The organism is Streptomyces marianii, from assembly GCF_005795905.1.
GTDB lineage: Bacteria > Actinomycetota > Actinomycetes > Streptomycetales > Streptomycetaceae > Streptomyces > Streptomyces marianii.
In genome coordinates this window covers 3,529,156-3,546,945 of record NZ_VAWE01000001.1, presented here as the reverse complement: position 1 = coordinate 3,546,945, position 17,790 = coordinate 3,529,156, and the positions used below count along the sequence as shown (strand labels likewise).

At 71.8% G+C, this 17,790-nt stretch carries 18 protein-coding genes; 9 read left to right on the top strand and 9 right to left on the bottom strand.

Annotated features, from left to right (window positions below; translation table 11 throughout):
- Positions 1 to 2 precede the first annotated feature (2 nt).
- Positions 3 to 1,196, top strand: coding sequence for an RtcB family protein (locus FEF34_RS15910; protein WP_138053781.1), 1,194 nt, complete (start codon positions 3 to 5; stop codon positions 1,194 to 1,196).
- Between the two features lie 151 nt (positions 1,197 to 1,347).
- On the opposite strand, the gene FEF34_RS15905 is transcribed toward FEF34_RS15910, so the two are convergent.
- The 4 genes from FEF34_RS15905 to FEF34_RS15890 all read right to left on the bottom strand — a co-directional run bounded on the left by FEF34_RS15905 (position 1,348) and on the right by FEF34_RS15890 (position 5,968).
- A complete protein-coding gene (locus FEF34_RS15905; RefSeq protein WP_138053780.1) occupies positions 1,348 to 2,973 on the bottom strand; it encodes an alpha/beta hydrolase in 1,626 nt (541 codons plus the stop codon).
- 283 nt (positions 2,974 to 3,256) lie between these two features.
- Positions 3,257 to 4,024 carry an SDR family NAD(P)-dependent oxidoreductase gene (locus FEF34_RS15900; protein WP_138053779.1) on the bottom strand — a complete coding sequence of 256 codons (768 nt, stop codon included), beginning with the start codon at positions 4,022 to 4,024 and terminating at the stop codon, positions 3,257 to 3,259.
- Between the two features lie 50 nt (positions 4,025 to 4,074).
- Complete coding sequence (locus tag FEF34_RS15895; protein ID WP_138053778.1) at positions 4,075 to 4,410, bottom strand: YnfA family protein; 336 nt, start codon at positions 4,408 to 4,410, stop codon at positions 4,075 to 4,077.
- A 106-nt stretch (positions 4,411 to 4,516) separates the two neighbouring features.
- Complete coding sequence (locus FEF34_RS15890) at positions 4,517 to 5,968, bottom strand: FAD-dependent monooxygenase (protein WP_138053777.1); 1,452 nt, start codon at positions 5,966 to 5,968, stop codon at positions 4,517 to 4,519.
- A 159-nt stretch (positions 5,969 to 6,127) separates the two neighbouring features.
- Here FEF34_RS15890 and FEF34_RS15885 point away from each other — a divergent pair, with 159 nt between their 5' ends.
- Positions 6,128 to 6,703: a TetR/AcrR family transcriptional regulator gene (locus FEF34_RS15885; RefSeq protein WP_138053776.1), complete on the top strand. Its 576-nt coding sequence runs from the start codon at positions 6,128 to 6,130 to the stop codon at positions 6,701 to 6,703.
- 302 nt (positions 6,704 to 7,005) lie between these two features.
- Here FEF34_RS15885 and FEF34_RS15880 read toward each other — a convergent pair whose 3' ends face one another.
- The 3 genes from FEF34_RS15880 to FEF34_RS15870 form a co-directional block, all read right to left on the bottom strand.
- Positions 7,006 to 7,740 (bottom strand): Mut7-C RNAse domain-containing protein, encoded by a 735-nt coding sequence (locus FEF34_RS15880; RefSeq protein WP_138053775.1) that lies wholly within the window; start codon positions 7,738 to 7,740, stop codon positions 7,006 to 7,008.
- A gap of 256 nt (positions 7,741 to 7,996) precedes the next feature.
- A complete protein-coding gene (locus FEF34_RS15875) occupies positions 7,997 to 8,596 on the bottom strand; it encodes a GNAT family N-acetyltransferase (RefSeq protein WP_138053774.1) in 600 nt (199 codons plus the stop codon).
- 76 nt (positions 8,597 to 8,672) lie between these two features.
- The gene (locus FEF34_RS15870; protein WP_138053773.1) at positions 8,673 to 9,644 is read right to left on the bottom strand and encodes a helix-turn-helix domain-containing protein; all 972 of its coding nucleotides are present in this window, start codon (positions 9,642 to 9,644) and stop codon (positions 8,673 to 8,675) included.
- A gap of 62 nt (positions 9,645 to 9,706) precedes the next feature.
- Between FEF34_RS15870 and FEF34_RS15865 the strand changes: the two genes are divergently transcribed.
- Entirely contained in the window at positions 9,707 to 10,276 is a 570-nt protein-coding gene (locus FEF34_RS15865; RefSeq protein ID WP_138053772.1) for a TIGR03086 family metal-binding protein, read from the top strand.
- Here the strand turns inward: FEF34_RS15865 and FEF34_RS15860 are convergent.
- Positions 10,217 to 10,606 (bottom strand): hypothetical protein, encoded by a 390-nt coding sequence (locus tag FEF34_RS15860; RefSeq protein ID WP_234042410.1) that lies wholly within the window; start codon positions 10,604 to 10,606, stop codon positions 10,217 to 10,219. The genes FEF34_RS15865 and FEF34_RS15860 overlap by 60 nt on opposite strands.
- 431 nt (positions 10,607 to 11,037) lie before the next feature.
- On the opposite strand from FEF34_RS15860, the gene FEF34_RS15855 reads away from it, so the two are divergent.
- Positions 11,038 to 12,150 carry a magnesium and cobalt transport protein CorA gene (locus FEF34_RS15855; protein WP_138057509.1) on the top strand — a complete coding sequence of 371 codons (1,113 nt, stop codon included), beginning with the start codon at positions 11,038 to 11,040 and terminating at the stop codon, positions 12,148 to 12,150.
- Positions 12,151 to 12,261: 111 nt separating this feature from the next.
- On the opposite strand, the gene FEF34_RS15850 is transcribed toward FEF34_RS15855, so the two are convergent.
- Entirely contained in the window at positions 12,262 to 12,825 is a 564-nt protein-coding gene (locus tag FEF34_RS15850; protein WP_138053771.1) for a hypothetical protein, read from the bottom strand.
- Positions 12,826 to 12,952: 127 nt separating this feature from the next.
- On the opposite strand from FEF34_RS15850, the gene hemL reads away from it, so the two are divergent.
- From hemL to FEF34_RS15825, 5 genes are all read left to right on the top strand, one after another.
- Complete coding sequence (gene hemL, locus FEF34_RS15845; RefSeq protein ID WP_138053770.1) at positions 12,953 to 14,269, top strand: glutamate-1-semialdehyde 2,1-aminomutase; 1,317 nt, start codon at positions 12,953 to 12,955, stop codon at positions 14,267 to 14,269.
- A complete protein-coding gene (locus FEF34_RS15840) occupies positions 14,266 to 14,958 on the top strand; it encodes a histidine phosphatase family protein (protein WP_138053769.1) in 693 nt (230 codons plus the stop codon). Before hemL ends, FEF34_RS15840 begins: the two co-directional genes overlap by 4 nt.
- Positions 14,959 to 15,074: 116 nt before the next feature.
- The gene (locus tag FEF34_RS15835; protein ID WP_138053768.1) at positions 15,075 to 16,313 is read left to right on the top strand and encodes a polysaccharide deacetylase family protein; all 1,239 of its coding nucleotides are present in this window, start codon (positions 15,075 to 15,077) and stop codon (positions 16,311 to 16,313) included.
- Between the two features lie 128 nt (positions 16,314 to 16,441).
- Positions 16,442 to 17,044: a TlpA family protein disulfide reductase gene (locus FEF34_RS15830; RefSeq protein ID WP_138053767.1), complete on the top strand. Its 603-nt coding sequence runs from the start codon at positions 16,442 to 16,444 to the stop codon at positions 17,042 to 17,044.
- 2 nt (positions 17,045 to 17,046) lie between these two features.
- Complete coding sequence (locus FEF34_RS15825) at positions 17,047 to 17,787, top strand: cytochrome c biogenesis CcdA family protein (protein WP_138053766.1); 741 nt, start codon at positions 17,047 to 17,049, stop codon at positions 17,785 to 17,787.
- Positions 17,788 to 17,790: the final 3 nt, after the last annotated feature.

The following is a 17,790-nucleotide window of genomic DNA, read 5'->3' as shown; positions in this document are numbered from 1 at the left end:
GTATGTCGTATGTAGAGGTGTCCGGCGCCAAGGTCCCGATCCGGATGTGGACCGACCCCGCCACGGTCGAGGACGGCGCGATGCAGCAGCTGCGGAACGTCGCCACACTGCCCTGGATCAAGGGGCTCGCCGTGATGCCGGACGTGCACTACGGCAAGGGCGCGACGGTCGGCTCGGTCATCGCGATGCACGGCGCGGTCTGCCCGGCGGCTGTCGGCGTCGACATCGGCTGCGGGATGTCGGCCGTGAAGACCTCGCTCACCGCCAACGACCTGCCCGGCGATCTGTCCCGTCTCCGGTCCAGGATCGAGAGCGCGATCCCGGTCGGGCGCGGTATGCACGACGATCCGGTCGACACCGGGCGGGTGTACGGATTCCCGTCGACGGGATTCGACGACTTCTGGTCCCGGTTCGACGGCGTCGCCGACTCGGTGAAGTTCCGCCGGGAACGGGCGGCCAAGCAGATGGGGACGCTCGGTTCCGGGAACCACTTCATCGAGTTCTGCCTGGACGAGAGCGGTTCCGTCTGGCTGATGCTGCACTCCGGCTCGCGGAACATCGGCAAGGAACTCGCCGATCACCACATAGGCGAGGCCCAGAAGCTGCCGCACAACCGGGGCCTGGTCGACCGTGATCTCGCGGTGTTCGTCTCGGACACCCCACAGATGGCGGCCTACCGGAACGACCTCTTCTGGGCGCAGGAGTACGCCAAGTACAACCGCGCGATCATGATGGGGCTGTTCCAGGAGGTCGTCCGCAGGGAGTTCAGGAAGGCGAGGGTCACGTTCGACCCGGTCATCTCCTGCCACCACAACTACGTGGCGGAGGAGCGGTACGAGGGCATGGACCTGCTCGTCACCCGGAAGGGCGCGATCCGCGCCGCGTCGGGCGACTTCGGGATCATCCCCGGCTCGATGGGGACGGGCTCCTACATCGTGAGGGGCCTCGGGAACGAGAAGTCGTTCAACTCGGCTTCGCACGGTGCCGGTCGCCGGATGAGCCGCAACGCGGCCAAGCGGCGCTTCTCGACCAGGGACCTGGAGGAACAGACGCGCGGAGTGGAATGCAGGAAGGACTCCGGGGTCGTGGACGAGATCCCGGGCGCTTACAAGCCCATCGAGAAGGTGATCGACCAGCAGCGGGACCTCGTGGAGGTCGTCGCCAGGCTGAAGCAGGTCATCTGCGTGAAGGGCTGACCCCCCTCATGCCACCGTGGGCTGAGGGCCCCGGACTCCGCAGTCCGGGGCCCTCAGCCGTGGGCGGCCGGCGCCGTGGGTCCGGCGCGCGCCGGAGCCGCTCGGGCCGGCGACGGCCCGGGGCGTGGGACGACCGCCGGCTCTGCAGGGCTCAGGGGAGCGTGCCGGCCAGTCCTCCGCCGCCGGTGGCGATGCCGCCGCTCGGCCTGGGAGCGGAGAACGGGGGCGTGGTCGGGTGGCACGTCGTTCCGGCCGGAGGGAGGGTGCCCTCGATGAAGTACCGGCTTTCGTGCGCCTGCACACAGGCGCTGGGGTTGAGCAGAGCGGTGTGTCCGTACCCGTCGTGGGTGAGCAGACGGGCATTCGCCAGCTCGTCCGCCATGGCACGCGCGTTCGCGTACGGGGTGGAGGGGTCGTAGGTGGTGCCGACCACCAGGACGGGGTGCGCCGTCCTCCTGTTCCACGGGCCGCGGTAGCGGTTCGCGGCGAGCGCGGGCCAGGTGGCGCACCCCTCGGCCGCCCAGGTCCAGAAGCGACCGGCGTGGCCCGCGCGGCGGGCGGCGGTCTCTTCCAGCGAGTGGTAGACCCCGGGGTCACGTGGATTGGGGCTGTCGCCGCAGAGCACCGCGGCGGCCTGCTCGTCGCCGAGGTACGGGTCCGGATGCGGGACCGGAGGCGCGGGCGGGAGCGGGGACGGTTCCGGAGCGCGGCCCTGCCACAGGTCCTGGAGTCTGCGGGCGAGGTCCGTCCAGCCGGGCTGGACGACGTAGAGCCCGTTCACGACGTCGCCGACCGTGCGGCCGTAGGTCCACGGGCCCACTGGACGCTCCCGGAGTCTCTCCAGAAGCCGGTCGAGCTTGCCGCGGGTCGCCTGCGGGCTCCCCGCCGAGAAGGCGCAGCGGGAGACGGTGGTGGATCCGCACAGAGTGAGGAACCTGTCCAGGGTCGAGGCGGCGCTGCGGTCCGATCCCATGCGCAGGAATGTCGGGAGCCGGGCGTTGTCGGAGGCGTCGTTGGTCCACGCCCGCGGGTCGATGTTGCTGTCGAGGGTCATCGCGCGGACCTTGGCGGGGAAGAGGTTGGCGTAGGTGGCGCCGAGGATCGTCCCGTAGGAGATCCCGAGATAGGTGAGCCGCGCGTCGCCGACGGCCTCGCGGAGCAGGTCGAGGTCGTGAGCGGTGTCGGCGGTCGACGCATGGCGCAGCAACTCGGGGTCGCGTTGCCGACAGCGGCGGGACAGGTCCTTGTACGCGGCGATCCACTCCGTCCGCTCCTGTTCGCCGGCCGGGAAGCCGGCCGGTTTGCCCGAGGCCCAGGCGTCCTCCTCCGCGCGGCTGCCGAAGCAGTTCACCGCGGTGCTGCTGCCGATTCCCCGGGGGTCCCAGCTGACGATGTCGAACCGCTCCCGTACCTCCCGGGGGAAGGCCTCGTAGTTCTGCGGCATCTGCACCGTGCCGGGCCCACCCGGGCCTCCGGGGTTGAAGAACAGGGTGCCGATGCGGCGTCCGGGGTCGGTGGCCCTCCGTCTGATGACGGCCAGCTCGATGGTGCGGCCGCCCGGCTTCGCGTGGTCGAGCGGCACTCTCGCCGTCGCGCAGTCGAACGGACTCCCCTGGACGCAGGGGTTCCAGTCCAGCTTCGGGGCGTGCGCCGACGGCGGGGGCGCGCCGTCGGCCGGAGCGAGGTCCGGCCCGACGAACAGCGTCGAGCAGAACACCGTCGCGGCAAGGGCCGCCGCGTGGTGCCGACGGCCCGCTTTGTGTCCGGGTATGTGCATGTTCCGCCCTTCCTTGAGAAGAGCTGAGCACCCGATGCCGCCCAGGTGTTGGAGGCCGGTGCACAACCGCTTCCACACCATCGCGGCCTGACGGGGCACGCCAGCAGACCGCAGCCGAATGGCCGAACCAAAGGGACGGGACGGGCCGGGCCGCGGAGGCCGGCGGTCGCGAGGTCCGGGAGCGGTCGCGAAAGCGGGGGTCAGCGCGCCCGACACGGTTCGGGGCACAGGGCTGAGCGTGAGTCCCGGCGACGGGACTCGCTTCCCCTCATCCCGAGGATGGTCAGTGCTCCCGGTGGACCTTCGTGTTCGACGCCTGGGCCCGGGGACGGACGATCAGCAGGTCGATGTTGACGTGGGGCGGGCGGGTGACCGCCCAGGTGACGGTGTCGGCGACGTCCTCGGCGGTGAGCGGTTCGGCCACGCCTTCGTAGACCTTGGCGGCCTTCTCGGTGTCGCCCCGGAAGCGCGTGGCCGCGAAACCCTCCGTCCTGACCATGCCGGGAGCGATCTCGACGACACGGACCGGCGTGCCGACGATCTCCAGGCGGAGGGTCTCGGCGAGGACGTGCTCGGCGTGCTTCGCGGCGACGTAGCCCGCGCCGCCCTCGTACGTGCCGTGGCCGGCCGTGGACGAGAGGACGACGACCGTGCCGTCGCCGCTGGTGGTGAGTGCGGGGAGCAGGGCCTGTGTGAGGTTCAGCGTGCCGATGACGTTGACCTCGTACATCTGGCGCCACTCGGCCGGATCGCCGGTCGCGACAGGGTCGGCGCCGAGGGCTCCACCCGCGTTGTTGACCAGGACCTTCACCGGGCCGGTGCCGTCGAGGGAGGCCGCGAAGGCATCGACGGCGGCACGGTCGGTGACGTCGAGGGGGCGGGCGGTGGCCCGGTGCCCGGCGTCCGTCAGCTCGGTGGCGAGGGCTTCGACCCGGTCCTTGCGCCGGGCGGTGAGGACCACGTGGTAGCCGGCCGCGGCGAGACCCCGTGCGGTGGCGGCGCCGATTCCGCTGCTCGCTCCGGTGACGACGGCGATGGGCGTGGCGGTCATGACGGCTCCTCGGGCAACTGATCGATGGCAGAGGTCAGGATAGGCAGAGGTCACCGGCCGCGCGGCGCGTACATGATCACCGCCATGCCTGCCAGGCAGACCAGGGCGCCCAGGACGTCCCAGCGGTCGGGACGATAGCCGTCGGCCACCATGCCCCAGGCGATCGAGCCCGCGACGAACACGCCGCCGTAGGCTGCCAGAACCCGTCCGAAGTCACCCTGCGGCTGGAACGTGGCCACGAACCCGTACGCGCCGAGCGCGAGGACGCCCGCGCCGATCCAGAGCCAGCCCCGGTGCTCCCGCATGCCCTGCCAGACCAGCCAGGCGCCGCCGATCTCGAAGACGGCGGCGACGGCGAACAGGAGGACGGAGCGGGCGACGACCATGGGGTCAGCCTGGCACGTCCGGCCGCGGTGACCGGGCGCGAGGGCGCGGGGGCGCGTCCGCGCCGGGGCGCCGCGACGCCATGAGCGTCGCCGTCGTCCCGCACTCTCAGCCCCGGGCCCATGCGATGTATCCGTCCGGCCGGACCAGCAGGGCCGTGCGGTCCGGGCCGCGCCAGTGGGCCCTGGAGACGGGGCCGGGCGCCGCCGGTGGAGCCGTGTCCGCGCCGTCCGGTGTCACCAGGACGAATTCGCCCTTGCGCAGCAACTCGTAGAGCCGGCCCTCCCGGAGCGAGAGGTCGGGGGCGCGCCTGCCGGTCAGCCGGTGTGCGCCGCGCGGGGCGCCGTAGGAGAGACCTGTGCCCGAGATCACGCCCATCGCCCTGTCCGACGCGGGCCGGACCGCGTTGAGGAAGCTCGCCGCCAGGGCCCGGGTGAGGCGCTCGAAGGGTGAGTGCGCCATGGCGAGGCGTACGATCGCCCCGCTGCTGCGCACCACTTGGGCACCGACCGGGTGCCGCTCGGACTGGTAGGTGTCGAGGAGCCCTTCGGGGTCCGGGGCGTCGCCGCGGAGGACGGCCACGAGCTTCCAGGACAGGTTCGCCGCGTCCTGAAGGCCGGTGTTCATACCCTGGCCGCCCGCCGGGGAGTGCACATGCGCCGCGTCCCCGGCGAGGAAGACCCTGCCCCGGCGGTACTCGGGGACCTGGCGCTCGTCACTGTGGAAGCGGGAGAGCCAGCGGGCGTCCCGCATGCCGTAGTCGGTGCCGAGGGCCTCGCGGGCGACATCGCGCACCTCGTCGAGTTCCACCGGCCGGCCGTCCGGCTGGGAGCGGTCGCGCCGCCAGCCCATCACGCGGTACCACCCGTCGCCGAACGGGGCGATGAAGGCGAAGGCCCGCCCCGTGCCGTTGACCGTCAGCAGGTTCTCCGGCTCTTCGGAGAGCCGTACGTCCGCGAGCAGGATCGAGCGGATGGCCGAGACCCCGGGGAACGGCAGACCGAGCGACTGCCTCACCGAACTGCGCATCCCGTCCGTGCCGACGAGGTAGCGGGAGCTCAGCGTCGAGTCTCCGCCGTCCTCCTCGCGGAGCTCGGCGGTGACCGATCCGGCGTCCTGGCGCAGGCCGCACAGTTCCGTGCCGTACCGGAATGCGGCCCCGGCGTCGCGTGCACGGCGCTCGAGCAGCCGCTCCACCTCGTACTGCGGGGCTATCAGCAGGTACGGGAAGCGGGAGCGCAGCCGGGAGAGATCGAGGGAGAGCCGGCGGAACAGCCGCAGGCCCGTGATGGGCGTGCCCTTCGACACCAGTTCGTCGGCGAGGTCCCGGGCGTCGAGGAGCTCGAGGGTGCGTGCGTGCACCCCGAAGGCCCGGGTCAGGTTGCTCCGCGTCGGCGGCCGGCGCTCGACGACGGTGACGCGGACGCCGGCCGCCGCGAGGTCCCCCGCGAGTAGGAGCCCCGTGGGTCCCGCCCCTACGACCGTCACGTCCGTCTCCGCGGCGGCGGGGGTAGTGGTGTTGCGGTCTGCGGTCCGGTCGGTGCGGGTTCGGTCGGTCATTGCGTGCCTCCTGTGAGCACTCGGGCGCCGAGGGAGCCGATGTCCATCTCCCGCCAGGGGTCGGCGCCTGCGGGTCAACGAATGTTGGCCAACGCTTGTAGGCAACGCTAGGCGGGAGCGTGCTGGCATGTCAACACTCGTTGGCCTACATTTGTTGGCATGACCTCGGAACCACCTCCCGCCCCGCGCCGCTCCGACGCCACCCGCGCCGCGATCCTGGAAGCCGCCCGTGAACGCTTCGCCGCGGACGGGTACGAGCGCGCCACCATCCGTGCCATCGCCAAGGACGCGGCGATCGATCCGTCGATGGTGATGCGGTACTACGGCAACAAGGAGGGGCTGTTCGCCGCGGCCTCCGAGATCGACCTGCGGTTTCCCGAGCTCGGGGCGATGCCCGGACGGCACATCGGCGCCGTGCTCGTCTCCCACTTCCTCGACCGGTGGGAGCACGACGAGGTGCTGACGGCGATGCTCCGCGTCGGTGTCACCAACGCCGCCGGCGCCGAGCGCATGGCGGAGGTGTTCCGGGGACAGCTGCTGCCCATCGCCGACGGGGTGTGCCCCGTAAAGGAAGAGGTTCCGCGCCGGGCCGCGCTCGCCGCCTCGCAGATCCTGGGCATGGCCCTCGCCCGCTACGTGCTGCGGATCCCGCCGGCGGTCGACATGACCCGGGACGAGGTGATCGCGTGGCTCGCCCCGACGATCCAGCGGTATCTCACCGCCGAGGGCCCGTAGCGGCCGGGCACCGGCCTTCGGCGCGCCCGCGCCGACGGACGCCGGTGGCTCCGTGGCCTGCCGGCGACCGCGACGGGGCGACCGCGTCCAGAGGGGCGCGACGAGGCGACCGCGTCCTCAACCTCACAGGGCGCTAGTGCCGCGTCAGGCAGGGTTTGCCCGTCAAGGAGCGGCGTCCGGTGCGGGTAGATCGCAAGGCGCCGGATCGACCTCGTGGTGGGCCTACTCGGTTGCTTCGGCAACGCCGCGAGTCGCCGTGCCGGGCGCCGCGACGGGGCGAACGTTGCCTGATGCGGCACTAGCTAGGCGATCGCGCCGCCGAACTCGCGCATCGCGCCCTCGACGATCGCCTCCAGCCGGGCGTGGTGGGCGCCGCGCCAGTAGACCCGCTCGCAGGCCGTGCACTGTGCGAACACGTCGTACGAACGCTGCGTGCCCTGCTCCAAGTGGTGCTCCACCGCCGCCTTGTCCGTGTCCGCGAGACGGCCGTTGCAGGCCGTGCAGCGGGTCCACGGCTCGAGAGCGGGCGCGAACCGCTGCAGTACGTCACGGAGCTGGTCGTCGGGGCGGTCGCTGTAGACGTACGCCCCGGCCCACAGCTCGCGGCGGCGCAGCAGTCCCCGGTCCCGGGACAGCATCACGCGCTGCTCGCGCGCCGAGAGGGCGGCCAGCGCGGCGTCACCGATGTCCTCGCTCTCGTACGCGGCGTCGACGCCCAGGAGCCGCAGCCGCCGGGCGAGGGTCCCCAGATGGACGTCGAGGAGGAACCGGAGAGGGGCGCCGGGAACCCGCTGCGGGCGTTCGACGCCCAGGACCTGGACGTGCTCGCCCTCGGCGGGGACGTACGAGGTCCGCACACGGCTTCCGTCCACCAGCATCCGCCCGGCCTCGGTGAGCGGGACCCCGAGCGACTCGACGACGTGCCCGAGGCTCGACGAACCGTCCGTGACGAGGGGGGTCCGCCCGTTCCGGCGCTCTGGCGGGACGAAGAGCCGCAGCTCTGGGGCGAAGCTGATGTGGATCTCCGGTCCGTTCACGCCGCCAGCATGCCATCGGGCAGACGCCCCCAGCCAGCGGTTTCCAACGGCGCGGCGGCGGTCGGCGCCGCCCTGCCGGACGCGTGCGCGCCCTGCCGGACGCGTGCGCGCCCGGACGAGGACCCCGGCTGCCGTCCCGCCGCCCGGCCCTCGCCTCCCGGCGGCCGACCGCCCTGGCTCCCGCGTCCGGACCGTGCCCTGTTCTCCCTCGGTCCGGCCCGTGCGGACCAGACACCGCCTCGGGATGCGTCGCCGCTCATGAACCGGTCGCCGCCGCCTCCGGATCCGACCCGTCCGCGCCCGGTTCCGCACCGCGACCGTCCCGTTCCGGCTCCGGCCCGCCGAGGTCGAGACGCCAGTCGTTGCTGCGCAGCGGCGTGCCCGACGGGTACTCGAAGTCGCACTCCCCGATCAGGGAGAAGCCCGCCTTGCGGCACACCGCGTTCGACGGAGTGTTGTCGACGGACGGGAAGGCGTGCAGATGGCGGTGCTTGTGCTCCGCGCGGGCCTCCGACACGACGGCCAGCGTCGCCGCCGTCGCGATACCCCGCCCCTGGAAGCCGGGAAGGATGCTCCACCCCGTCTCGTAGACCTCGCCGTCGCGCCAGGTCCTCTCCCAGAACCCGATCGATCCGACGGGCGCCCCGCCGGCCGTCGGCACCACGCGGTACACCCGCCCCGCCCCGGACCGGTCCGCGCTCAGAGCCATGTAGCGCCGGTGCCGCTCGGCCAGCCTGCCCTCCGGCTCGGGCCCCCCGAGGTGCACCGTCGACTCCGGCGCGTTCAGGGCGCGGAGCAGCTCGAAGTCGCCCTCCGACCAGGGCTCGATCCGCACGATCGGTGTCGTGTCGTCCATGCCCCGCACGGTACGCCCCCGGACCGACAGTGCCCGGAACGCGCCCGACCGGCCGGCAACGCCCCGAGCCGGGAACTCACCCCGGAGTCCTCGTCGCCGCGTACGCCGTGGGCGGGACACCGACCGTCGCGGTGAAGTCGCGTACGAGATGGGCCTGGTCGCTGTAGCCGAGCTCGGCCGCGAGGGCCGACCAGTCCGGCTCGGCGCCACGGGAACGCGCGCCGGCCGCATCCGCGCCGGTACCCCCGTCCGGCACGACGGTGCGTCCCGGGTCTGCGGCCGGGCCGTCCGCCTCGGCCCGCTCGAGCGCCTCGTGGATGCGGTAGCGCAGGATGACCCACTTGGGCCCGACACCGACGTACGCGGCGAACAGCCGTTGCAGGGTACGCGCCGTCACCCCGTCCGCCGCGGCGAGTTGGGCGACCCTGCGGATCGTGCGGTCGGTGCGCACCCGCTCGACCAGGGCCATCGCGTGGTCCGCCTGCGGATCCGCCTCCGGACGCAGGGCGAGGAGGAAGGCGTCGAGGGCGGCCACTCTCGCGTCCTCCTCCTCGGGGAGGACGACGGCCGCGGCGTCCATCGACGGCGCTGCCCCCGCGGACCCGCCGGCGGCGGTGAACACGTCGGCTGCGGGGACCCGGTGGCCCGTCCACGCCGACACCGGCCGCCCGGGCGCGAAGGGCCGGAACCCGCCGGGCCGGAACTGCACACCGCAGACCCGCCCGCGCCCCCGCAGCTTCTGGGTGAAGAGCCCGAGACCGATGCCGGCGACCTCGGCCCACGGTTCCTCGTCGCCGTACCGCTGGAAGACGGTGTTCACCGACGGATGGGGCACGACGTGCGTGATGTACGGCTCGGGCAGGTCCCAGTCGACGAGCCAGTAGTGCTCCAGGTACGGGCGCAGGGGAGGGGCCGGTTCGCGACGCCGGAACCGTACGCGCGCGAACAGCTCCGGGGCGTCGACGATGCCCCGGGTGTCGCGCCGCGGTCCCGGCCCGCCGGCCGTAGGGGCCCCGCCGGCCCCTCCGGGCTCGCTCCTGCTCGCCATGGCGGGATCCTATGTCGCGTTTGTTCAAGACGCCCGGGGTCCGGCGCCGCCACCGTTGCGGCATGAAAACCATCAGCGAGCTGCTCGCCGCGACCGCCGAGCGCGCCATACCCGTGGTGCGCGGAGTGACCGGGGACGCACTCACCGCTCCGACCCCCTGCCCCGAGTACGACGTACGCGCCCTGATCAACCACCTCCTCCAGGTCGTGGTCAACTTCCGGGCGCTGGCGGCCAAGCAGGGCACCGACTTCTCAGCGACACCGGACCGCACGGCGGAGGGGGACTGGCGGGAGGCCTTCGCCGACGAGTGCGCGCGCCTGGTCAAGGCCTGGGCCGAGCCCGGCGCGGAGGAGGGCACCACGGGTGCGCTCGGTCTTCCCGCGAGGACAGTGGGGCACATGGTGCTGACCGATCTGACCGTGCACGCGTGGGACCTGGCGCGCGCGACCGGACAGGAGTATGCACCGGATCCCGGGGTGATCGCGGAACTCGGTCCGGCCGTCGAGGAGATGGCGCCGCGGGCGCGCCGGTACGGCGCGTTCGGGGAGGCGGTCAGCGTTCCGGCGGACGCGTCACCGTTCGCGCGGGTGCTGGCCGTGACGGGCCGTGATCCGGGGTGGAGTCCGCACTGACCCGGCCGGCGCCGGCCGCGGGTCGCTGCCCGGGGCGGCGCTCATGCCGCCTTCCGCGCCGGTGCACGTGCCGTCGTACAGCCAGGCCAGCCTCGAGTAGGCCTCGTCGACGATCTCCTCCGCGGCGGCGAGCATCTCCCGCTCCGCGAGGCGCGCTCCGGCGTGCGCGCGGGGGTGCTCGTAGGCGTATACGTAGGAGCACACGCCCGGATACAGGTGACGTGGCGCCACCCCGCGCCCGCGGCGGCGCCACCAGCTGTCGCACACCGCGTAGAGACCGCTCGCGCAGAGCGTCAGCGGGATGCACAGGGCCAGCAGAACGTCACCCACGCCGGACCTCCTCGGGCTCGGGAGACTCGTGTCTCGTGTCAGGACCGCCACGGCACGCCGGAGCGACTCACGGCGGTCGCAGTCCGGACATCGGCAGCCGGGGCGCCCGGCTGGAGTTGGTTCACCGCTCAAAAGGATGTCCGGTAACCATGCGTGCACGGCACGAAAGACGCCGCGAACGCAAGATCGCCTCAGGGCCCTCACCGGACTTTCGCCGGCGCTCCCGCCGCCGGCCCGACGACGGCTTTCCGGCGCACGGCCGTCCCGCACCGGTTCGAGGGCACCCGGCACCGGGCTCGTGCGGCGGGTGGGGGACACGGGCGCCCGGCCGCGGAGCCTCGCACACCCGCCGTCGTTTACAAGCGACTTCCTGTTCGGGAGGCTGGCCGGGGAAGCACCACCACCTGCCCGCCCGGGAGCCCGCGTTGTCGATGATCCACACCCTCGGCCGCGCGGTGCGCCGCGTCTACCGCCGCAGGGTCGACCTCAGCCATCCGGCCCGGTCGCCCCTCGGCAGTTCCGTCGTCGACTGCGTGGGCTACGCGGACGGGGTGCGGCAGGCCGGGAGTTGTCCGGCCGCGGAGGCGTTGCGCCGGGTCCGCGAGGAGAACGGCGCCGACCCCGCCGGCAGCTTCGTCTGGATCGGACTGCACGAGCCCTCCCGCGAGGAGTTCGAGGAACTCGCCGAGCTCTTCGAGCTGCACCCCCTCACGGTCGAGGACGCCGTCGACGCGCACAGCAGGGCGAAGGTCGTGCCGTACGACGGCACCGTGCTCGCGGTCTTCAGGACGGTCGGCCACGCGGCGCACGCCGAGGTGGCCTCCACCACCCAGGTGGTGGAGACGGGCGAGATCACGGTGATCACAGGCCGGGACTTCGTGGTGACCGTGCGGTACGGCCGGCACGGTTCGCTGGGACCGGTCCGCGAGGCACTCGAAGCCGCTCCGGAACAGCTCGCCAAGGGCCCGTCATCGGTACTGCACGCCGTGGCGGACTTCGTCGTGGACGAGTACCTCGCCGTCGCGGAGGCCGTCCAGCAGGACATCGACGCGGTCGAGTCGGCCGTCTTCTCGGGGCACGCCGGCCGCGGCGCCGCCGGGCGCAGCGAGGCGGGCCGGATCTACCAGCTCAAGCGGGGGCTGCTGGAGTTCAAACGGGCCATGTCACCGCTCCACCGCCCGTTGGAGGCCCTGGCCCACCAGCCCGCGTCGCTGATCGCCCCGGAGATAAGGCCCTACTTCCGTGACGTCTCCGACCACCTGGCCAGGGCCGGTGAGCAGATCCACGGGTACGACGCGCTGCTGGACTCGATCCTGCAGGCGCACCTGGCCCAGATGACCGTCGCGCAGAACGAGGACATGCGCAAGATCACGGCGTGGGCGGCGATCGTCGCCGTGCCGACGATGGTCTGCGGGGCGTACGGGATGAACTTCGAGCACATGCCGTTGACCGGCTCGGTCTGGGGCTATCCGCTCGTGCTCGCGGTCATCGCGGTCGCGTGTCACGTGATCCACAGGGGCTTCCGCCGCAACGGCTGGCTCTGAGCCGCGGCGGGGTCCACCGTGCGGCCGGGGCCCGGGGCGGTGCGCCCGCCGGGCTCCCGGTCCGCGGGCCTTCGTGGTCCAGGGCCGCCGCCCCGGACCGCGGGACCTCGCTCAGGGCCACACCAGGCAGTACGGCTGGTGCCCCGCCTCGTGCAACCGGTGCGAGAAGTCCTGCCACTCGTGCAGCAGCTGGTAGACGTTGAACGCGTCCCGCGGGCCGCCGCGGTCCGGGACGGTGGACCAGATGAACGCGGCCGCGCCCACCGATTCCTCGCCGATGTCGCGCAGCGGGTCGACGACCGTCATCGGGAGTTTCACCACGGCGTAGTCGGGGTGGAGGACCACGAGCTCGAGCGGGGGGACCTTGTGCAGGGGCATGCCCTGGATACCCGTGAGGACCATCGCGGCTATCGTCTCGGGTTTGATCTTGGTGAACATTCCGCCCATGCCGAGCTCGTCACCGCCCAGCTCCTCCGGGCGCATCGAGATCGGCACTCGGGCGGCCGTCGCGCCGTCGGGCGCGCCGAAGTACTTGTAGGTCACCCCCATACCTCGGCCACCCCTGTTCTCCACGGGCTCGGGCGCACCCGCCTCGTGCCTCCGGTGCCTCCCACGCCGGGCAGGCTCAGGACCCAGGTCGTCAGTCCCCTCGCCCAGTCCGCCACCGCGATGCATATCTCCACCCGACTGCTTTTTAGGACGCACGGCCCCCGCCGCGCAACCCGATCATCGTGACAGTGACCTCCCCCACGGACGTGTGGTGAAACACCTGTCCGCAAGAACGTCGCGTGCCTCTGACACCATGGATTCCGTGAGCTTTCCCTATGACGCCCCAGTTTCGCAGACGCTTTTCGACCGCGCGTCCCTCGTGACGCCCGGCGGCGTGAACTCTCCCGTCCGGGCCTTCCGCGCCGTGGGCGGCACACCCCGGTTCATGGTCTCCGGCACCGGCCCGTACCTGACGGACGCGGACGGCCGCGAGTACGTGGACCTCGTGTGCTCCTGGGGGCCGATGATCCTCGGCCACGCCCACCCCGAGGTCACCGCGGCCGTGCAGGAGGCCGTCGCGCGCGGCACCTCGTTCGGCACGCCCGGTGAGGGCGAGGTCGCGCTCGCCGAGGAGATCGTGGCCCGGGTGGCCCCGGTCGAGCAGGTGAGACTCGTCTCGTCCGGCACCGAGGCCACCATGTCGGCGATCCGGCTGGCGCGCGGATTCACCGGGCGGGCCAAGGTGATCAAGTTCGCCGGGTGCTACCACGGGCACGTGGACGCGCTGCTGGCGGCGGCCGGCTCGGGGGTCGCGACCTTCGGGCTGCCGGACACCCCGGGTGTCACGGGAGCACAGGCCGGCGACACGATCGTGCTGCCGTACAACGATCTGGACTCGGTCCGCGCGGCCTTCCGGGCGCACCCGGGCGGGATCGCCTGTGTGATCACGGAGGCGTCGCCGGGCAACATGGGCGTCGTCCCGCCGCTGCCCGGCTTCAACCAGGGCCTCAAGGACGTATGCGCCGAGAACGGCGCGCTGTACATCTCCGACGAGGTCATGACCGGTTTCCGTACGTCGAAGGCCGGCTGGTACGGCGTCGACGGTGTCGTACCGGATCTGATGACCTTCGGCAAGGTCATGGGCGGCGGCTTCCCGGCGGCGGCGTTCGGCGGCCGTGCCGACGTCATGGGGCACCTCGCCCCGGCCGGGCCGGTCTACCAGGCGGGCACCCTCTCCGGGAACCCGGTCGCGACCGCCGCCGGCCTCGCCCAGCTGCGACTGCTGGACGACGCCGCGTACGAGAGGGTCGACGCGGTCTCCGCGGCAGTCCGGGGCCTGGTCACGGACGCGCTGGCCAAGGAGGGCGTCGCCCACCGGCTCCAGACGGCGAGCAACATGTTCTCGGTGTTCTTCACCGATGGCGAGGTACGGGACTACGAGGACGCGAAGCGCCAGGAGGCCTTCCGCTTCAACGCCTTCTTCCACTCGATGCTCTCCCAAGGGGTCTACCTTCCGCCGTCCGCCTTCGAGTCCTGGTTCGTGTCGGCCGCCCACGACGACGCCGCCGTCGAGCGCATCGCCGCCGCGCTGCCCGCCGCCGCCCGCGCCGCCGCGGAGGCCACGGCATGACTGGTACGGGTATGAATACGGAAAGGACCGTCGTCCATCTCATCCGGCACGGCGAAGTGGATAATCCGGACGGCGTTCTCTACGGGCGCCGCCCCGGCTACCACCTCTCCGAGCTGGGCCGGCGCATGGCGGACCGCGTCGCCGAGCACCTCGCCGACCGCGACGTCACCCATGTGGTGGCCTCTCCGCTGGAGCGGGCGCAGGAGACGGCAGCGCCGGTGGCGAAGTCCCACGGGCTGACCCTGGACACCGACGAGCGGCTGATCGAGGCGGCGAACGTCTTCGAGGGCAAGACCTTCGGGGTCGGCGACGGCGCGCTGCGCAAGCCGGGCAACTGGCGGCACCTGACCAACCCGTTCCGGCCGTCCTGGGGCGAGCCGTACGTGGACCAGGTGGTGCGGATGATGGGCGCACTGGGCTCCGCCCGGGACGCCGCCCGCGGCCACGAGGCGGTCCTGGTGAGCCACCAGCTGCCGATCTGGATCGTCCGAAGCCATGTGGAGCAGCGCCGGCTCTGGCACGACCCGCGCCGGCGGCAGTGCACCCTGGCGTCGCTGACGACCTTCACGTTCCAGGGCGACAGGATCGTCTCGGTCGCGTATTCGGAACCCGCGCGGGATCTTGTTCCGGCTCATCTCCTCGCCGGCGCCAAACCGGTCAAGGGGAAATCGAAGGCGTTTGGCGCATAGCCGTCTGGCGCGTTCCGCATATTCCGTGCTAGCCCCGGGAACCTTCGCGTTCCGCACGCCATCTCTCTCCATACGAGTACGTGCGGGGACGCGACAGGGAAGCGGGGACGGTCGGCATGCGCAACATCACCCGAAGGAGCCTGCTGGGAGTGGGACTCGGTGCCGCCGCAGCCCTCGGTGCCGCGGGCTGCGGCGCCGGTTCGGGCGGCGGGGGGAAGCAGCGGCGGGAAGGCGGTGACGACGGCAGGGCGCCCGGTCCCGGAAAGGAACCGGTGCGTCTCATAGGCGACGGCTCGACCGCCGACACGGGAAAGCAGCCGAAGCAGCCCGAGGCCCCGGTTCCGCTCGAACCGGGGCAGGCCCCGCCGCAATTCGTGATCTTTTCCTGGGACGGCGCGGGTGAGGTCGGCAACGGGCTCTTCCCGCGTTTCCTGGAACTCGCCAGGAGCCACGACGCGGCGATGACGTTCTTCCTCTCCGGGCTCTATCTGCTCCCCGAGTCCAGGAAATCGCTCTACCGTCCGCCGAACAATCCGGTCGGCGCCTCCGACATCGGCTACCTCACCGACGCGCACATCAAGGACACCCTGAAGTACGTGCGGCAGGCGTGGCTCGAAGGCCACGAGATGGGCACCCACTTCAACGGACACTTCTGCGGTGGACCCGGGTCCGTGGGCAACTGGACGCCGGCCCAGTGGGAGAACGAGATCGACCAGGCCGTGTCCTTCGTCACCCGGTGGAAGAGCAACAGCGGCTGGACGGGCCTCGATCCGCTCCCCTTCGACTACCGCAAGGAACTCGTGGGCGGCCGCACTCCCTGCCTGCTCGGCCAGGACAGTCTCCTGCCGACCGCGAAGAAGCTCGGCTGGCGCTACGACGCGAGTTCCCCCGGCGGCCGCCAGAAGTGGCCCGAGAAGCGCGGCGGCGTCTGGGACCTGCCGCTGCAGGCCGTGCCGTTCCCCGGCCACTCCTTCGAGGTGCTCTCGATGGACTACAACATCCTCGCCAACCAGTCGAAGAATTCGACCAACGGCATGCCGTCCCGCTACCCGGGCTGGCGCAGGCAGGCCACCGACGCCTACCTCAACGGATTCCGGCGGGCCTACGAGTCCAATCGCGCCCCCTTCTTCATCGGCAACCACTTCGAGCAGTGGAACGGCGGCATATACATGGACGCCGTCGAGGAGGCCCTGAAGTCCATGGCCGGAAAGAAGGACGTGCGGCTCGTGTCGTTCCGGCAGTTCTGCGACTGGCTGGACGTGCAGGACCCGAAGATCCTCACGAAACTCCGCTCCCTCGAGGTCGGGCAGCCCCCTGTGGGCGGCTGGAACGCCTTCCTCAAGAACGCCGCGTAGCCCGCACACCGGAAAGCGGGGTGCGGATCCCCGGCGCGCCACACTCCTTAACCACCCTTGACAAGGGGCGTTACGGGCAGTCAGGGGGGCGGCCGAGATCGCCTGAACCCTCATGCGAAACTTTTCACATGATGTCTGCCCCCGCCCCTCGACGCATCCTGCTCACCGTCGGCGCGCTCGCCGCCGCGCTCACGCTGTCGGCGTGCACCGGTGATGCTAACGGCAGGTCCGGGGGCGGCGGTGACACCAACTTCGTCACCGGCACGGGCGGGATCGTCACCGCTCCCAAGGGCAAGCGCATGGCGGCCCCCCGGCTGTCCGGCAAGGACCTCACGGGCAAGCCGCTCGACCTGGCCGACTACAGGGGCAAGGTCGTCGTGCTGAACCTGTGGGGCTCGTGGTGCGCGCCCTGCCGCGCCGAGGCGCCCTACCTGACCGGGATCGCCGAGGAGACCCGGAGCAAGGGCGTGGAGTTCCTCGGGATCAACACCCGCGACCCGCAGACCGGCCCGGCGCTCGCCTTCGAGAAGGACTACGACGTCCGGTACCCGAGCTTCCACGACCCCATCGGCAAGCTGATCCTGAAGTTCCCCAAGGGCAGCCTCAACCCGCAGGCGATCCCCAGCACGATCGTCATCGACCGTGAGGGGAAGATCGCGGCCCGCGCCCTGACGGCACTGGACGACAAGCAGCTCCGCTCCATGATCGACCCCGTGGTCGCGGAGAAGTAGGGATGCAGAACGAGACGGTCATGAGCGGCGCGATGCTGCTCGCGCTTCCCGTCGCCGTCCTGGCGGGCCTGGTGTCCTTCTTCTCCCCCTGCGTACTGCCGCTGGTCCCGGGCTACCTGTCGTACGTGACCGGCGTCACCGGCACCGATCTTGCGGAGGCCCGCAAGGGACGGATGGCCTCCGGGGCCGCGCTCTTCGTGCTCGGCTTCTCGGCCGTCTTCGTCTCCGGAGGGGCCCTCTTCGGCTTCTTCGGCTGGACCCTCCAGGAACACCGCGAAGTCCTCACCACGGCCCTCGGCGTCCTGATGATCCTGATGGGCGTGTTCTTCATGGGCCTGATGCCCTTCCTCACCCAGCGCGAGTTCCGCTTTCACAAGCGGCCCGCGACGGGACTGGTGGGGGCGCCGGTCCTGGGCGCGCTCTTCGGCATCGGCTGGACCCCGTGCATCGGCCCGACCCTCGCCTCGGTGACGTTCCTCTCCGCCCAGCAGGGCAGCGCCGGCCGGGGGGCGCTGCTGACCGCCGCGTACTGCCTCGGCCTCGGACTGCCGTTCGTGCTCGCGGCCATCGCCTTCCGCAAGGCCCTCGGTGCGTTCGGCTGGGTCAAGCGGCACTACGTCTGGGTGATGCGGATCGGTGGCGGCATGATGATCGCGACCGGCGTGCTGCTGCTCACAGGCGTGTGGGACATCCTCGTGCAGGAGATGCAGAGCTGGTCCAGTGGCTTCCAGGTGGGAATCTGATCG

Coding starts and splice junctions, on each gene's coding strand:
- FEF34_RS15885 (WP_138053776.1), top strand. CDS start 6,128: ATGACCTCGGAACCACCTCCCGCCCCGCGCCGCTCCGACGCCACCCGC.
- FEF34_RS15865 (WP_138053772.1), top strand. CDS start 9,707: ATGAAAACCATCAGCGAGCTGCTCGCCGCGACCGCCGAGCGCGCCATA.
- FEF34_RS15900 (WP_138053779.1), bottom strand. CDS start 4,024: ATGACCGCCACGCCCATCGCCGTCGTCACCGGAGCGAGCAGCGGAATC.
- FEF34_RS15850 (WP_138053771.1), bottom strand. CDS start 12,825: ATGCATCGCGGTGGCGGACTGGGCGAGGGGACTGACGACCTGGGTCCT.
- hemL (WP_138053770.1), top strand. CDS start 12,953: ATGGATTCCGTGAGCTTTCCCTATGACGCCCCAGTTTCGCAGACGCTT.
- FEF34_RS15890 (WP_138053777.1), bottom strand. CDS start 5,968: ATGACCGACCGAACCCGCACCGACCGGACCGCAGACCGCAACACCACT.
- FEF34_RS15855 (WP_138057509.1), top strand. CDS start 11,038: ATGATCCACACCCTCGGCCGCGCGGTGCGCCGCGTCTACCGCCGCAGG.
- FEF34_RS15835 (WP_138053768.1), top strand. CDS start 15,075: ATGCGCAACATCACCCGAAGGAGCCTGCTGGGAGTGGGACTCGGTGCC.
- FEF34_RS15905 (WP_138053780.1), bottom strand. CDS start 2,973: ATGCACATACCCGGACACAAAGCGGGCCGTCGGCACCACGCGGCGGCC.
- FEF34_RS15895 (WP_138053778.1), bottom strand. CDS start 4,410: ATGGTCGTCGCCCGCTCCGTCCTCCTGTTCGCCGTCGCCGCCGTCTTC.
- FEF34_RS15875 (WP_138053774.1), bottom strand. CDS start 8,596: ATGGACGACACGACACCGATCGTGCGGATCGAGCCCTGGTCGGAGGGC.
- FEF34_RS15910 (WP_138053781.1), top strand. CDS start 3: ATGTCGTATGTAGAGGTGTCCGGCGCCAAGGTCCCGATCCGGATGTGG.
- FEF34_RS15870 (WP_138053773.1), bottom strand. CDS start 9,644: ATGGCGAGCAGGAGCGAGCCCGGAGGGGCCGGCGGGGCCCCTACGGCC.
- FEF34_RS15825 (WP_138053766.1), top strand. CDS start 17,047: ATGCAGAACGAGACGGTCATGAGCGGCGCGATGCTGCTCGCGCTTCCC.
- FEF34_RS15830 (WP_138053767.1), top strand. CDS start 16,442: ATGATGTCTGCCCCCGCCCCTCGACGCATCCTGCTCACCGTCGGCGCG.
- FEF34_RS15840 (WP_138053769.1), top strand. CDS start 14,266: ATGACTGGTACGGGTATGAATACGGAAAGGACCGTCGTCCATCTCATC.